Raw genomic sequence first — 14,256 nt, forward strand, 5'->3', positions numbered from 1 at the left:
GCGCACGCGGCACCCGGAAAAATCGAAGAGGCCCGCTACTTCAGCCGCTGCATCGCATCGCGCAGCGCGGGGTAGAGCGATTTGTAGATCTCGAAGCGCTCGCGGTAAACGGCCTGCGCGTGGGGCTCGGGCCGCGCCCGCTCCACCAGCGTGACCCAGCCGCGCTCGGCGTTGGCCGCGTCAACCAGCCCGGCGCCGAGCGCCGCGAGCATCGCAGCGCCCAGTGCCGCTTCCACTTCCTGCTCGATGGTGAACACCGGGTAGCCGGTGACGTCGGCCACGATCTGCATCCAGAGATCGGAGTGCGCCGCGCCGCCGACCACGATCAGGCGCTCGTCCAGCGGCTGGCCGCTGCGCCGGCCGGCCTCGATGTTGTGCTGCAGCGCGAAGCTCACGCCTTCGAGCACCGCGCGGTACAGGTGCGCGCGGCTGTGCGCGAGCGAAAGGCCGATGAACGCGCCCTTGGCCTGCGCGTCCCAGATCGGGCTGCGCTCGCCCATGAGGTAGGGCAGGAACACCAGGCCCTCGGCGCCGGGCGGCACGTCGACCGCCTTGCGCTCGATGAGCGCGTGCGCGTCCTCGCCGGTGCGCGCGGCTTCCGCGATCTCGGCATGGCAGAAGGCCTCGCGGAACCAGGTGACCGCGGCGCCCGCGGTGATCGCGCCGCCGAACACATAGCTGCGGTCCGCGCCGCGGTAGACGTGCGGCATGCTGATGAGCCTGTGCCGCGCATCGACCGTGGGGCTCACGAAGCCCCAGCACATGCTGGTGCCGATCATCGCCACGTGGTCGCCGCTGCTGGTGACGCCCGCGCAGAAGGTGGCCACCGCCGCATCGACGCCGCCCGCCATCAGCGGCATGCCCTCGGCGAGGCCCAGCTTCGCGGCCCACTCGGCGTTCAGTCCGCCGACCACGTCGCTCGATTCGACCAGGCGCGGCGGCATCATGCGCGGCGGAATGCCGAGCATCCCCATCGCTTCCTCCGACCACTGCCGGCGCGCCGCGTCGTACACGCCGCCGATGTTGCCGGCCGAGCTGTGGTCGACGGCGAGCTCGCCCGTGAAGCGCCAGTTGATGTAGCTGTTAGGCGGCAGGAAGTGGCGCGTCTTCGCCCACACCTCGGGCAGGTGCTCGCGCACCCACAGGATCTTGGTGAAGCCGTAGTAGCTGTCCACGCCGTTGCCGGTGATGGCCTGCAGCCGCTGCACGTCGACGTTCGCGCTCACCGCATCGACCTCGGCGGTGGCGCGGCGGTCCATCCAGATCAGGCAGGGGTGCAGCGGACGCATGGCGTCGTCGACCGGGATGCCCGCGCCGCCGTAGAGGCTGCTCACGCACATCGCGGCGATGTCGGCCGGTGCGACGCCGCTTCTGGCCACGCAGGCGCGCACGCTCTCGCACACCGCGTCGAACCACACCTCGCAGTCCTGCTGCGCCCACAGCGGCTTCGGCGTCTCGGGCTGGTAGGCCACGCTGTGCTGCGAATGCACCTTGCCGTCGATGCCGACGAGCAGGCACTTGGTGCTCTGCGTGCCGATGTCGACGCCGATCACGTATTTCATGATGTCCTCTGGCTGGTTGTCTCTCGGGATCGGGGCTGCGGTCTCAGCAGCACCTTGATGGAATCCAGCGAGTTTGCCAGCGCGGGCGGTTGCGTGACGCGGCACACTCTGGCGCCATGACGACGACCACAAGCACACCCTCATCCACCCCGGCCGGCCCGCTGGCCGGCCTCAAGGTCATCGAGCTCGGGCAGCTCATCGCCGGGCCCTTCGCCGCGCGCACGCTGGCCGACTTCGGTGCCGAGGTCATCAAGATCGAGCCGCCCGGCGCGGGCGATCCGCTGCGCACCTGGCGGCTGCTGAAGGACGGCACTTCGGTCTGGTGGCAGGTGCAGTCGCGCAACAAGCGCTCGCTTGCGCTGGACCTGCGCGAGGCCGAGGCGCAGGCGGTGGTGCGCAAGCTCGCGGCCGAGGCCGACGTGCTGGTCGAGAACTTCCGCCCCGGCGCGATGGAAGGCTGGGGCCTGGGCCCCGACGAGCTGCTGGCCGCCAACCCCGCGCTCGTGATGCTGCGCATCAGCGGCTACGGCCAGACCGGCCCGTACCGCGACCGTCCCGGCTTCGGCGTGGTGGCCGAGGCCATGGGCGGGCTGCGCCACCTCACGGGCGAGCCGGGCCGCGTGCCGGTGCGCGTGGGCGTCTCGATCGGCGACACGCTGGCCTCGCTGCACGGCGTGATCGGCGTGCTGATGGCGATGCAGCACCGGCATGCGACGGTGAGCGCCGAATATCCGAAAGGGCGCGGGCAGGTGGTCGACGTGGCGCTGTACGAGGCGGTCTTCAACTGCATGGAAAGCCTGTTGCCCGAATACAGCGCCTTCGGCGCGGTGCGCGAGGCGGCAGGCAGCGCGCTGCCCGGCATCGCGCCGACCAACGCCTACCGCTGCGCCGACGGCGGCTACGCCATCGTCGCGGGCAACGGCGACAGCATCTTCCGCCGGCTCATGGAATGCATCGGCCGGCCCGACCTCGCCGCCGACTCGGCGCTGGCCGGCAACACCGGCCGCGTCGCACAGGTGGAGATGCTGGACGCCGCCATCGGCGACTGGGCCGCGCAGCGCACCGTGGGCGAGGTGCTGGCGGCGCTCGACGCGGCGCACGTGCCGGCCGGGCGCATCTACACCATCGCCGACATCGCGGCCGATCCGCACTACGCCGCGCGCGGCATGCTGCAGCAGGTGCGCATGGCCGACGGCAGCGATCTCGCGGTGCCCGGCTTCGTGCCCAAGCTGTCGCTCACGCCCGCCAGCCACCGGCACGACGCGCCGGCGCTCGGCGAGGACACCGATGCGGTGCTCAAGGAGATCGGCCTGAGCGAGGCGCAGATTGCGGCGCTGCGCGAGCGCGGGATCGTGGGCTAGCTCCGCGAGGGCAATTCACACGAGGCACGGGGGCGAAGTCGCCCTCATGCGATAAACCGGCAACAAGGAGAGAGAGTCCATGGCTGCAGCAGCGAACGAGCGACGCGAGGCACCGAGGCGTATCCAGCACCAGCCCGTGAAGAGCGAGCTGTCGAAGGCGGACGAGCAGAAGCTGGAGCGCCTGCTGCAGGAGCTGCGCCTGCGCCGCATGGCGGTGGAGCCCAAGTTTTCCGACGACGTGATCGTCTGGCCCCCGCGCAGCGCAGCCGCCGACGGCGCCGAGCTGGCGACGCTGAGCGCCATCAACCTGGGCAATCCGGCGGACGCGATCGGGCAACGGGTGGAAGGCCGTGGCATTCCCCGGATGAAGCTTCTCAAGCAGGTCGAGGGCGTGTCGGTGATGAGCGCCAACTCGGCCGCGCTGCTGGCGATGCGGCGCAACACGCCCGGGCTGCGCATCGCGCCGGCCGCGTGGGCGTATCTCCAGTACATCCGGCCGCTGGGCGACGAGCTGGAAACCAGCGCGATCCAGGTCGCGGCGGGAACCAAGGTCAAGCGCTTCGAACTGCGCCTGGCCGATCCGCAGGGCAGGCCCGTGGCGGGCGTGCGGGTCAAGGCGCTCGTGGACTGGGACGGCGCGCACGTGCCGGCGGTGACCGACAAGGAGGGCATCGCGAGCATCGGCGTTCCCGTGCTCTATCCGCGCGTGGAGATGATCCTGGTCGAGCCGGAGCACACGCACTGGTCCGTCTTCCTCAAGGGATTCGAACGGACGGCTGCGCCGAAGCGGCTGGACGTGCGGGCGCTGCCGCTGGCGCCCGATTCGTTCCGGCTGCTGTCGCACTACGCGCCCTACGACCCCCAGGCGGGGGCGGGCGTGACGGTGGGCGTGATCGACAGCGGCGTCGGGCCGCATCCGGACGTCGCCGTGGCCGGCGGCGGCTGCTTCGTCACCGGCGAGAACCCGGCCGACTTCCTGGACAACGGCATCGGCCATGGCACGCACGTGGCCGGCATCATCGCGGGCCGGATGGCGGAAGGTACCGGCATCCACGGCCTCGCGCCGGCCTGCCGGCTGATGGCCTACCGCGTCTGCCCGAAGAGCGGCGAGCGCGGGCGCGCCAAGTCGACCGACATCGCCAGCGCGCTCGACCGCGCCATCGCCGACGGCTGCCACATCGTCAACATCAGCATGGGCAGCCTGGAGCCGATGCCGGAGATGCCCGACATCCTCGAGAAGGCGCGCAATGCCGGCGTGGTGGTGTTCGCGGCCACCGGCAACGACGGCCAGCCGCTGCTGCGTTTTCCCGCCCGCTACAGCCACACCCTGGCCGTGGGCGCGCTGGGGCGCGACGGCACGTTCCCGGCGGACTGCCCCGAGAGCTTCCAGGAAAGCGAGATCCGCCGGAAGAAGGAGTTCGTCGCCGAGTTCTCGAACCACGGGCTTTCCACCGATTTCATCGGCCCCGGCGTGGCGGTGCTGTCGACCTTTCCGGGGGGCAGGTACGCGATGATGTCCGGCACCTCGATGGCCACGCCGTACTCCTCGGGCATGGCGGCCCGTCTGTTGTCAGGGAATCCGAAGCTGCTTACCATGCAAAACGGCCCTGAAAAGGCCGACGCCATCGTCAGGATGCTGTCGCAGACGGCGCAACGGGTGGGTTGGCCGGCCGAGTACGAAGGATTTGGAGTTCTGAAGTGACCAGCGTCGTGTTGACCTACACAGGCAGCCCCGGCAAGAAGTTGTCGGCGAAGGCGCGGCTGCGCCGCCGCGTGCCGGGCGTCGTCCTAACGGCCAAGACCAGCACCCTGCTGGAAGCCCAGGTCGACGAGGAGCAGCTGGCCGCGCTCGAGCAGAACCCCGAGTGGGCGGTGTCCCAGCCCAGCTTCGCGGAAATCCGCAAGCCTGCCTTCAACCTGAAAAACGCGCGCGCCAAGCTCGCGAAGTAGTCGCGCAGCACGCATTCACCGGGGCCGAAGACGGCCCCGTCGTTTTTCTGGAGGAAGCTTTTCCATGTCCGACGCAGACATCCAGGTCGTGAGCAGTTCGTGGGCCGGCATCCAGCGCGTTGCCGCGACGCCGAAGCCGCCGGAGTTCTTCGAGGGCCGCCAGGGCTATTCGGCCGGTTTCCTGGGGCGGGACGCGCACGTGGCGCTGCCGGCCATCGGCGAGCCCGTTTCCATGGACGACATCGCGAGGCTCGAAGACGGCTCCTTCGAGCTCAGGTACCAGCACTTCAGCACGGTGCAGTGCATCTCGCGGCGCGTGCCGCTCTATTCGGCCTGCAACATCGACGGCGGGAAGTCGAAGAACGTGCCGCGCCACGACACCTGGAACTACGACGGCCGCATCAGGAAGGAATACCAGATGCTGCGCGAAGCCTATGGCCCCGGGCAGGAAGGCAAGTTCTCGCGCGGCCACATGACGCGCAGGCAGGACCCGAACTGGGGCCCGCTGGCGACGGCGCAGCGGGCCAACATCGACACCTTCTTCGCCACCAACGCCTGCCCGCAATGGCAGCCGTTCAACGAGGGGCTGTGGGGCGACCTGGAGGACTACGTTCTGAGCAACGCGCAGGGCGACGACAAGCGCATCAGCGTCTTCACCGGCCCGATCCTGCGGACGGACGACCCGGAGAGGTTCGGCATCCGCATTCCGCGCGACTTCTGGAAGGTGGTCGCCTTCGTCAGCGAGGCGACCGGCGAGCTCAGCGCCATCGCCTACCTGATGAGCCAGGGCACCTGGCTCGATTCGGGCGTGGCGCGCGACCTGGAAGACTTCGGCACTTCGCAGCGCCCGCTGGCCTTCATCGAGGCCGAGACCGGGCTGCGCTTCGAGAGCCTGCAAGGCCGCGACGTGCTCGACGGCGCCGACCTCGCCTTCGTGCAGCCCATCCGGCGCTTCGCCGATACGAAGCTGCCGGCCTGATCCGGCCCGGTGGCCGGCCGGGCGGTCAGCCGCGCAGCGATTCGATCAGGTCGATGTACTTCTGCTTGGCCTCGTCGGCGCTCAGGCCCTTCTGGGCCGTCCATGCGTCCCACTTGGCGCGCGCGACGATGTCGCTGAAGCTGGGCTTCTTGGCGGTGTTGTCGCCGTCGGTGGCCTGCTTGAACAGGGCGTAGATCTTCAGCAGCGTCGGGTTGTCGGGGCGCTCGGCGAGCAGCTTGGAGTTGGCCTGGGCGGCTTCGAACTGGGCGTTGAGATCTGACATGGCGGTCTGGGGGATGTGAAGCGGAAAGCCCGCATCTTAAATCCTGCGGTACACGGTCGTACCGATACCCCGCCGATACTGTTCAGTCCCGCAATCCGGCCCGCGCCAGCTCCACGTCCAGCCGCTCCCGCGCGTCCGCCGGCTTGAGCGCCGCCGCCTTCTCGTAGAGCCGCGTCGCCTCGGCCATGCGGGCCTCGCCGTGCAGCATCAACTGCGCGCGGGCGTACTCCATCAGTCCGGCGGCCGAATGGGGATGCAGCTCGAGCCCGCGCTCGAACAGCTCGATCGAGGTTTCTGAGCGCACGCCGTAGGTCATGCGCCCGACCAGCGCGCCCACCTTGTCGATCACCTCGGCGTGGAAGGAGGCCAGCGCGAGATGCGCGTCGGCGTGCCGCGGCTGCAGTTCGATCACCCGCTCGAGCGCGCCCTTGAGCTTGCTGCCCAGGCCCTGCGCCAGCGCGCGCGCGACGCTGATGCCCTGGCTGTAGCGGCCCAGCGCATACGACTGCCAGTAGAGCGCCTGGCAGTTGTCCGGCTCGGCGGCCGCCTGCGCGCCCGCGCGCTCGATCACCTGCCGGAACATCGCGAGCCGCACCGATTCGCGCGGCTCCAGGTAGTTGGCGTAGATCGCGGTCGCCTGGTTGGCCAGCGCCATGCCCTCGGCGCCATGCTGCAGCCCGATGGCGGCGGCGCGTTCGAACTCGCCGCTGTGGTACAGCGCCCAGCCTTCGGCGAGCGCCGAGCCCTCGGCCGGCGGCGGCAGCTCGTGGCCGGCGTGCAGGCGCGGCCAGTGGGGCAGCACGCTGCGCGCGTCGTAGCGGGGGACGTCGGTCCAGGGCAGGGAGGTCCAGGGTTCGGTGCCGGCGCCGGGGTTTCCGTTGGCCGCACCGGCGGACATCAGCGAAAGCGGTTTGAAATCGGAATGGGGCATGGTTCTAGACCGCCATGTCGACAGGAGTGGCCGCAGCGCCGGAGTCTTCGCCGTTGTAGGCATTGCCCAGCGCCAGCAGGTGCCGCCGCTGTTCCGGGCCGAGGTAGGGCGCGAGCAGGTGCAGGGCATGGAGCCCGCCGCGCATCAGCGCGCCCTGCGCATGCCCGGGCTCCAGCGCCTCGCGCGGGTTGCGCACGTATTCGTAGCTCAGCCAGTAGGTCAGCACCACCACCATGCTCTGCGCGAGCGTGTCGACCTCGTGCACGTCGATTTCCAGGTGGCCGGCGCGGCTCAGGCCGGCGATCAGCTGGCGGATGGCGCGCGCCTTGTTCTTCAGCACCAGCTGGAACTGGGTCTCCAGCCGGCGGTTCTTGCTGAGCAGGTCGTTGAGGTCGCGGTAGAGAAAGCGGTAGCGCCAGATCAGCTCGAACAGGCTGTGCATGAAGAACCACGCGTCCTCCACGTCGTGCACGCCCTCGCTGGCGTGCAGCAGTTCGTCGAGTTCGGCCTCGTAGGCCTCGTAGAGCTTGTTGATCAGCTCTTCCTTGGCCGGGTAGTGGTAGTACAGGTTGCCCGGGCTGATGTTGAGTTCGCCCGCCACGAGCGTGGTCGAGACGTTCGGCTCCCCGAAGCGGTTGAACAGATCCAATGCGGCTTCGAGGATGCGTTGCGCTGTTCGGCGTGGCGCCTTCTTTGCCATGCTGGTGCCCCCGGATGTCTCGTGATCTCTTGGGAGCACTCTAGCGTATGTGCACCGCACCATGGACGGTGCGGGACATGTTTTGCGGCGCCGATTTTCTTGTGCAGCGCCGCAATGCGGGCCGCTCAGCCCGCCTTGCTGCGGCGCAGGGTCTTCTTGGCCGCGGGCGCGGCCGTCTTGCGGGCGGTGGTCTTGCGGGGCGCGGCGGCCTGCTGCGATTTCTTCAGCTGGGCCTCGAGGGCCTCCACGCGCGCCTGCAGCGCGGCCATGTCGGCGGCGCTCGGTGCGCCGAGCTTCTTCATCGCGCGCGCCACGCGCTCCTCGAAGATGTTCTCCAGCTTGCCCCACTGGCCGGCGGCCTTGGTGCCGAACTCGCTGGCGAAGCCCGCCATGCGCTGCTGGGCCTGGGCCAGGGTTTCCTCGGCGGCCTGCTGGGTCTTCTTCTGCATGCCGGCGCCGTCCTTGACCAACGCCTCGAAGGCCTTGCTGCCTTCCTGCTGCATCTTGGCGAAGGCACCGAGGCCGGCGAGCCAGATCTGCTGGGCGGAATCCTTGATGCGGTCGGCGGCCTTGCCGTTGCTGTCGTCGTCCTGGGTAGCCATGCGATTTCTTCCTTTGCGTGCAAACGATCGCTTGACTCTAGCCGCCCGGCGCGCTCTTCATTAGAGCTTCGCGTCTATGGGGCGAAGCTCCCCGGGCGGGCTCAGGGCGTGTTGCCGGCGGCGCGGCTTGCGTCCAGATGCGTCTTGGCGCGCTCGGCCAGCGCCATTTCGCCAGGCGTGCCGGGCACGTACGGCACGACCGGCAGCGGACGGCCGTGCGAATCGACCGAGACGAACACGATCAGGCATTCGGTGGTCTTTTCCATCGCGCCGCCCTTCATGTCGCCGCTGCGCACCTCGACCGAGATGTTCATGCTGGTATTGCCGGTGTAGGCGAGGCGGGCCTCCACCTCGACGAGGTCGCCGATCATGATCGGCCGGTGGAAGCGGATGCTGCCGATGAAGGCGGTGACGCAGTAGCGCTTGGCCCAGCTGGTCGCGCAGGCGTAGCCGGCCTCGTCGATCCACTTCATGACGGTGCCGCCGTGGACCTTGCCGCCGAAGTTGACGGTGCTGGGCTCGGCGAGAAAACGCAGGGTGATCGAGGACATGGGAGGCCGCCTTTGGTGGTGAATGTGGCTGTGACTATGGAGTGGGGAGCCGCGATTATGCGAGCGGGCATCGGCCCGTGGTGGCCGCCGGTCGCCCCGGCGCGCACGCTCGGCTAGCTGCCGCTGAACAGCTGCGCCAGCGTGCGCCGCAGCCAGGCATTGCCCGGATCGGCATGGAAGCGCTCGTGCCAGTGCTGCTTCACCGCGTAGTCCGACAGCGCGAAGGGCGGCTCCAGCAGCTTCACCGGCTCCTGCGTGGCCAGCACCTTGCCCAGGATGCGCGGCACCACCACCAGCAACTCGGTCTGCGCCACGATTCGTGCCACGCTCAAGAAGCTCGACAGCCGCACCACCACGTTGCGCTTCAGCCCCAGCCGCGCGAGCGTGGTGTCGACGATGGCGTGCCCCGTGCCCGATGTCGACACCACCGCATGCGCCTCGGCCTCGAAGCGCTTGCGCGTGAGCTTCGTGCCGATGCGCGGATGGTTCCTGGCCGCGAGGCACACGAAGTTCTGCATGAAGAGCGTCTGCTGGTAGAAGCCCGCGTCCAGCTGCGGCATGAAGCCCACGGCCAGGTCGACCTCGCCGTCCTGCAGCCGGCGGCCGCTGAGCGTGGAGATGATCTCCGTCTCGATGTGCACTCCCGGCGCCGCCTGCCGCAGGTGGTCGAGCAGGCCGGGCAGCAGCACCACCTCGCTGATGTCGGTCATGCAGATGCGGAAGCGCCGCTGCGCCTGCGCCGGATCGAAGCTGCTGCGGTTGCCCTGCGCCTGCGCGATCTGGGCCAGCGCCTCGCGCAGGTTCGGGTAGATGCGCTCGGCGTGCGGCGTGGGCTGCATGCCCTGCGCGGTGCGGGTGAACAGGCGGTCGTCGAAGTGCGCGCGCAGCTTGTTCAGCGCGGTGCTGGCCGCGGCCTGCGCCATGCCCAGCCGCTCGGCCGCCTTCGAGACGTTGCCGGTCTTGTAGACCTCGTCGAACACGGCGAGCCATTCGAGATCGAGCTTCGACATGCGAGCCTCCTGCTTACGGCGAAAGGCACCATTATCGAAATTTCGAATTCCGTGTATTGGCTGTCGGTCTTGAAGAAATAGTGGTGCGGGCCAACAATGCCGCCAACGGAGACAACCGCCCCATGAAACCCGCCCCCTCGAATGCGGCCGAGCGCCGCGACTACTACGACCGCATCCGCCCGCTGCACCTCACGCCGCTGTGGGAATCGCTGCACGCGCTGGTGCCGCGCGAGCCGCAGACGCCGTGCGTGCCCGCCCTGTGGCGCTACGACGAGATCCGCCCGCTGCTGATGGAGTCGGCCGACCTCATCACCGCCGAGGAGGCCGTGCGCCGCGTGCTGGTGCTCGAGAACCCGGCGCTGCCCGGCAACTCGTCGATCACGCAGTCGCTCTACGCGGGGCTGCAGCTCATCATGCCGGGCGAGGTCGCGCCCTCGCACCGCCACGTGCAGTCGGCGCTGCGCTTCATCGTCGACGGCAAGGGGGCGTACACCACGGTGGGCGGCGAGCGCACCACCATGTACCCGGGCGACTTCATCATCACGCCCTCGTGGGCCTGGCACGACCATGGCAACGAGGGCATCGGCGGCAGCGTGGAGCCGGTGGTGTGGCTGGACGGCCTCGACATCCCCATGCTGCGCTTCTTCGACGCCGGCTTCGCCGAGAACGACGACTCCAAGGTGCAGCACGTCTCGCGCCCCGAGGGCAACAGCCTCGCGCGATTCGGCCACAACATGGTGCCGGTGCGGCACGACCACGCATCGGCCACCTCGCCGATCTTCAACTACCCCTATGCGCGCAGCCGCGAGGCGCTGGCGCAGCTGCAGAAGCAGGAAGCGCCCGACGCCTGGCTGGGCCACAAGCTGCGCTACATCAACCCGCTGACCGGCGGCTCGCCGATGCCGACCATCGCCACCAACCTGCAGCTGCTGCCCAAGGGCTTCGCGGGCAAGGCGCACCGCGCGACCGACGGCGCGGTGTACAGCGTGGTCGAGGGCCACGGCACGGCCGAGATCGCCGGCCAGCGCTTCGGCTTCGGCCCGCGCGATACCTTCGTCGTGCCCTCGTGGGCGACGCTGAAGCTGTCGTCGCCAAGCGAAGACGCCGTGCTCTTCAGCTTCTCCGACCGCCCCGTGCAGCAGGCCATGGGCATCCTGCGCGAAGCCTTCCTCGAAGACGCCTGAAGCCCGGGCGCGCAGTTCCGATTCTTTTTTCTTTCTGACCGTGTGCCGCCCCGAGCGGCAGGAGCCTTCCATGTCCTTCGTCTTCACGCCTCCTTCCATCGTCGGCCTGCCCATCGCCGGCTCCGACCAGCAGTTCCCCGTGCGCCGCGTCTACTGCGTGGGCCGCAACTACGCCGCCCATGCGCGCGAGATGGGCTTCGACCCCGACCGAGAGCCGCCCTTCTTCTTCTGCAAGCCGAACGACGACGCCTCGGTGGTGCCGGTGCTCGACGGCAAGGGCGCCTCCATTCCCTATCCGCCGCTCACCAGCAACTACCACTACGAGGCCGAGCTGGTGGTCGCCATCGGCAAGGGCGGCGCCAACATCCCGGTCGAGCAGGCCGCCAGCCACATCCACAGCTACGCCGTGGGCCTGGACATGACCCGCCGCGACCTGCAGATGAAGATGCGCGAGCAGGGCCGCCCGTGGGAGATCGGCAAGGCCTTCGACTTCTCCGCGCCCGTCGCGCCGCTGCGCACGCTGGCCGACGTGGGCGAGATCAACGCCGGCGCCATCGTGCTCGAGGTCGACGGCGAAGTGCGCCAGAAGAGCGACATCACGCACCTGATCTGGTCGGTGAACGAAGTCATCGCCAATCTCTCGACGCTCTTCACGCTGCAGCCCGGCGACCTGATCTTCACCGGCACGCCCGAGGGCGTGGGCGCGGTGAAGCCGGGCCAGACCATCAAGGTGAGCATCGAACGCCTGCCGTCGCTGACTGTGCAAATCGACTGATCTTCTTCACCGCACGGGCCCGCAATGACTCCATCGAAGAACCCTCCCACCGTGCTGCTGGTCGGCGGCGGCATCGGCGGCATGGCCGCCGCGCTGGCGCTCGCGCGCCTGGGTGTTTCCATCGACCTGCTCGAGCAGAGCGCCGCCATCGGCGAGATCGGCGCCGGACTGCAGCTCGGTCCCAATGCCTTCGCGGCGCTCGACGCGCTGGGCGTGGGCGAGGCAGTGCGCCGGGGCTCGGTGTTCACCGACCGGCTGGTGATGATGGACGCGGTCGACTGCAGCGAAGTGGCCTCGGTGCCGGTGGGCGAGGCCTTCCGCGCGCGCTTCAGGAATCCGTATGCGGTGAGCCACCGCGCCGACCTGCACGGCGCGATCCACGAGGCGGTGAAGCAGCATCCGCTGATCCGCTTCCACACCTCCGCGCAGGTGGAATCCATCGACCTGGGCGGGCAGGGCGTCACCGCAACAACGCGCGACGGCCGCAGCTTCAAGGCCGACGCCATCGTCGGCTGCGACGGCGTGAAGTCGGTGGTGCGCAGCAAGCTCATCGGCGACGCGCCGCGCGTGTCGGGCCACGTGGTGTACCGCGCCGTGGTGCCCGCGGCCGACATGCCCGCGGACCTGCGCTGGAACGCGCCCGTGGTCTGGGCAGGCCCGAATTGCCACCTGGTGCACTACCCGCTGCGCCATGGCGAGCAGTACAACCTGGTCGTCACCTTCCACAGCCGAGACAAGGAAGAGTGGGGCGTGACCGACGGCAGCAAGGAAGAAGTGCTCTCGTACTTCGAGGGCGTGCATGCGCGCCCGCGCCAGCTGCTCGACCGCCCGACCTCGTGGCGCCGCTGGAGCACCGCCGACCGCGACCCGGTCGAGCGCTGGAGCGAAGGCGCCGCCACGCTGCTGGGCGACGCGGCCCATCCGATGATGCAGTACCTCGCGCAGGGCGCGTGCATGGCGCTGGAAGACGCCGTGACGCTCGGCGAGGCGGTGAAGACCTGCGGCTTCGACATGCCCGCTGCCTTCAGGCTCTACGAGGCGGCGCGCGTCGCCCGCACGGCGCGTGTGGTGCTGTCGGTGCGCGAGATGGGGCGCCTCTACCATGCCAAGGGCGTGGAGCGCCTGGTGCGCAACAGCCTGTGGCCGGGCCGCACGCCCGAACGCTTCTACGATGCGGTCGAGTGGCTCTACGCCTGGCGGCCCGAGCGCTGCCTGGACGATGCGCCCGAGTCGCTGCGTCCTTCGGCGGTCACCGAAGCCGCGGCAGTGCTTTCGCGGCATTGAGGCAGTTTTCCTTCAGCATTCACAACCACAGAGGCGACCATTCAGGTCCACGCCCAGGAGACAAGAGAGATGAACTTTTCGCGCGCACTGTTGACGGGCCTGCTGGCCCTGACGGCCACCACCGGGGCACTGGCCCAGGCTTCCGACTACCCCAGCAAGCCCGTGACCCTGGTCACGCCCTTCGCCGCCGGCAGCGGCCCCGACGCGGTGCTGCGCCTCGTCTCCGACAAGCTCTCGCGCCTGTGGAACCAGCGCGTGGTCATCGACAACCGGCCGGGCGGCGGCGGCTTCATCGCCATCGACCAGGCCCGCCGCGGTGCGCCCGACGGCTACACGCTGCTGCAACTCGACAGCGAACACATCGCCGCGCTGCCGCACCTGTACAAGTCGCGCAACTTCGTGACGCTGCAGCATTTCGACCCGGTGGCCTCGCTCTTTCGCACGCCCTTCTTCGTGGCCGTGGGCACCGATTCGAAGTGGAAGAACATGGGCAACCTGATCGCCGCGGCCAAGGCCAACCCCGACGGCATCGTCTACGGCTCCTGGGGCGTGGGCAGCCCTGGCCACCTGGGCGCGCAGCAGCTGGAGGCGCTCACCGGCATCCACATGCGCCACGCGCCGTACCGCGAGGTGTCGCAGCTCTATTCCAACGTGGGCACCGGCGAGGTGCCGTGGGCCTTCGCGAGCATCCCGTCGAGCCAGGGCATCTACAAGGCCGGCAAGCTGCGCTACATCGCGGTGGCGGCCACCAAGCGCATCCCGCAGATGCCCGACGTGCCGACCATGGCCGAAGCCGGCGGACCTGCATCGCTGGAGGTGAACTCCTTCGTGTCGCTGCTCGCGCCCAAGGGCGTGCCGGCGGCCATCAAGGCGAAGATCAATGCCGACGTGGCCAAGGTCATCGCCGACCCCGAGATCCGCGCCCGCTTCGATACCTTCGCCTTCGAGCCGCTCGCATGGTCGCCCGAGGAAATCGAGCGCAATGCCGAGGCCAAGTCGAAGGTGTACGGCGAGCTGGTGCGCAGGGGCAACATCAGCCTCGAATAGCGAGGGCACGCCGGACTTCGGTCTTGCCCGCCGTCTT

Annotated in this window: 15 protein-coding genes; 8 read left to right on the forward strand and 7 right to left on the reverse strand. The window is 69.2% G+C overall.

The features are described 5' to 3' along the window. Nucleotides 1-35: 35 nt before the first annotated feature. On the reverse strand, nt 36-1,562 hold the full coding sequence (locus FHT32_RS17260) for an FGGY-family carbohydrate kinase (RefSeq protein ID WP_176665827.1): 1,527 nt from the start codon (nt 1,560-1,562) through the stop codon (nt 36-38). A 116-nt stretch (nt 1,563-1,678) separates the two neighbouring features. On the opposite strand from FHT32_RS17260, the gene FHT32_RS17265 reads away from it, so the two are divergent. The 4 genes from FHT32_RS17265 to FHT32_RS17280 all read left to right on the forward strand — a co-directional run bounded on the left by FHT32_RS17265 (nt 1,679) and on the right by FHT32_RS17280 (nt 5,852). Then, nucleotides 1,679-2,923 carry a CaiB/BaiF CoA-transferase family protein gene (locus tag FHT32_RS17265; protein ID WP_176665828.1) on the forward strand — a complete coding sequence of 415 codons (1,245 nt, stop codon included), beginning with the start codon at nt 1,679-1,681 and terminating at the stop codon, nt 2,921-2,923. A gap of 79 nt (nt 2,924-3,002) precedes the next feature. Beyond that, nucleotides 3,003-4,625, forward strand: a complete 1,623-nt coding sequence (locus FHT32_RS17270) for a S8 family serine peptidase (RefSeq protein ID WP_176665829.1) — start codon at nt 3,003-3,005, stop codon at nt 4,623-4,625. Then, nucleotides 4,622-4,873 (forward strand): hypothetical protein, encoded by a 252-nt coding sequence (locus FHT32_RS17275; RefSeq protein WP_176665830.1) that lies wholly within the window; start codon nt 4,622-4,624, stop codon nt 4,871-4,873. Before FHT32_RS17270 ends, FHT32_RS17275 begins: the two co-directional genes overlap by 4 nt. A gap of 64 nt (nt 4,874-4,937) precedes the next feature. Continuing rightward, the gene (locus FHT32_RS17280) at nt 4,938-5,852 is read left to right on the forward strand and encodes a DNA/RNA non-specific endonuclease (RefSeq protein ID WP_176665831.1); all 915 of its coding nucleotides are present in this window, start codon (nt 4,938-4,940) and stop codon (nt 5,850-5,852) included. Between the two features lie 25 nt (nt 5,853-5,877). Here FHT32_RS17280 and FHT32_RS17285 read toward each other — a convergent pair whose 3' ends face one another. The 6 genes from FHT32_RS17285 to FHT32_RS17310 all read right to left on the reverse strand — a co-directional run bounded on the left by FHT32_RS17285 (nt 5,878) and on the right by FHT32_RS17310 (nt 9,929). Further along, a complete protein-coding gene (locus FHT32_RS17285; protein ID WP_176665832.1) occupies nt 5,878-6,135 on the reverse strand; it encodes an acyl-CoA-binding protein in 258 nt (85 codons plus the stop codon). 82 nt (nt 6,136-6,217) lie between these two features. Further along, on the reverse strand, nt 6,218-7,066 hold the full coding sequence (locus tag FHT32_RS17290) for a hypothetical protein (protein WP_176665833.1): 849 nt from the start codon (nt 7,064-7,066) through the stop codon (nt 6,218-6,220). 4 nt (nt 7,067-7,070) lie between these two features. Continuing rightward, on the reverse strand, nt 7,071-7,766 hold the full coding sequence (locus FHT32_RS17295) for a TetR/AcrR family transcriptional regulator (RefSeq protein WP_176665834.1): 696 nt from the start codon (nt 7,764-7,766) through the stop codon (nt 7,071-7,073). A gap of 125 nt (nt 7,767-7,891) precedes the next feature. Beyond that, on the reverse strand, nt 7,892-8,368 hold the full coding sequence (locus tag FHT32_RS17300; RefSeq protein WP_176665835.1) for a phasin family protein: 477 nt from the start codon (nt 8,366-8,368) through the stop codon (nt 7,892-7,894). 101 nt (nt 8,369-8,469) lie between these two features. Further along, nucleotides 8,470-8,919 (reverse strand): acyl-CoA thioesterase, encoded by a 450-nt coding sequence (locus FHT32_RS17305; RefSeq protein ID WP_176665836.1) that lies wholly within the window; start codon nt 8,917-8,919, stop codon nt 8,470-8,472. A 113-nt stretch (nt 8,920-9,032) separates the two neighbouring features. Then, nucleotides 9,033-9,929, reverse strand: coding sequence for a LysR family transcriptional regulator (locus tag FHT32_RS17310; protein WP_176665837.1), 897 nt, complete (start codon nt 9,927-9,929; stop codon nt 9,033-9,035). 122 nt (nt 9,930-10,051) lie between these two features. Between FHT32_RS17310 and gtdA the strand changes: the two genes are divergently transcribed. The 4 genes from gtdA to FHT32_RS17330 all read left to right on the forward strand — a co-directional run bounded on the left by gtdA (nt 10,052) and on the right by FHT32_RS17330 (nt 14,219). Further along, entirely contained in the window at nt 10,052-11,113 is a 1,062-nt protein-coding gene (gene gtdA / locus FHT32_RS17315; RefSeq protein ID WP_176665838.1) for a gentisate 1,2-dioxygenase, read from the forward strand. Between the two features lie 70 nt (nt 11,114-11,183). Further along, nucleotides 11,184-11,888, forward strand: a complete 705-nt coding sequence (locus tag FHT32_RS17320) for a fumarylacetoacetate hydrolase family protein (protein WP_176665839.1) — start codon at nt 11,184-11,186, stop codon at nt 11,886-11,888. 24 nt (nt 11,889-11,912) lie between these two features. Then, nucleotides 11,913-13,172, forward strand: coding sequence for a 3-hydroxybenzoate 6-monooxygenase (locus FHT32_RS17325; RefSeq protein ID WP_176665840.1), 1,260 nt, complete (start codon nt 11,913-11,915; stop codon nt 13,170-13,172). A 69-nt stretch (nt 13,173-13,241) separates the two neighbouring features. Next, nucleotides 13,242-14,219 carry a tripartite tricarboxylate transporter substrate binding protein gene (locus tag FHT32_RS17330; RefSeq protein WP_176665841.1) on the forward strand — a complete coding sequence of 326 codons (978 nt, stop codon included), beginning with the start codon at nt 13,242-13,244 and terminating at the stop codon, nt 14,217-14,219. Nucleotides 14,220-14,256 lie beyond the last annotated feature (37 nt).

The organism is Variovorax sp. SG517 (assembly GCF_013376045.1).
In the GTDB taxonomy this organism is placed as follows: domain Bacteria; phylum Pseudomonadota; class Gammaproteobacteria; order Burkholderiales; family Burkholderiaceae_C; genus Variovorax.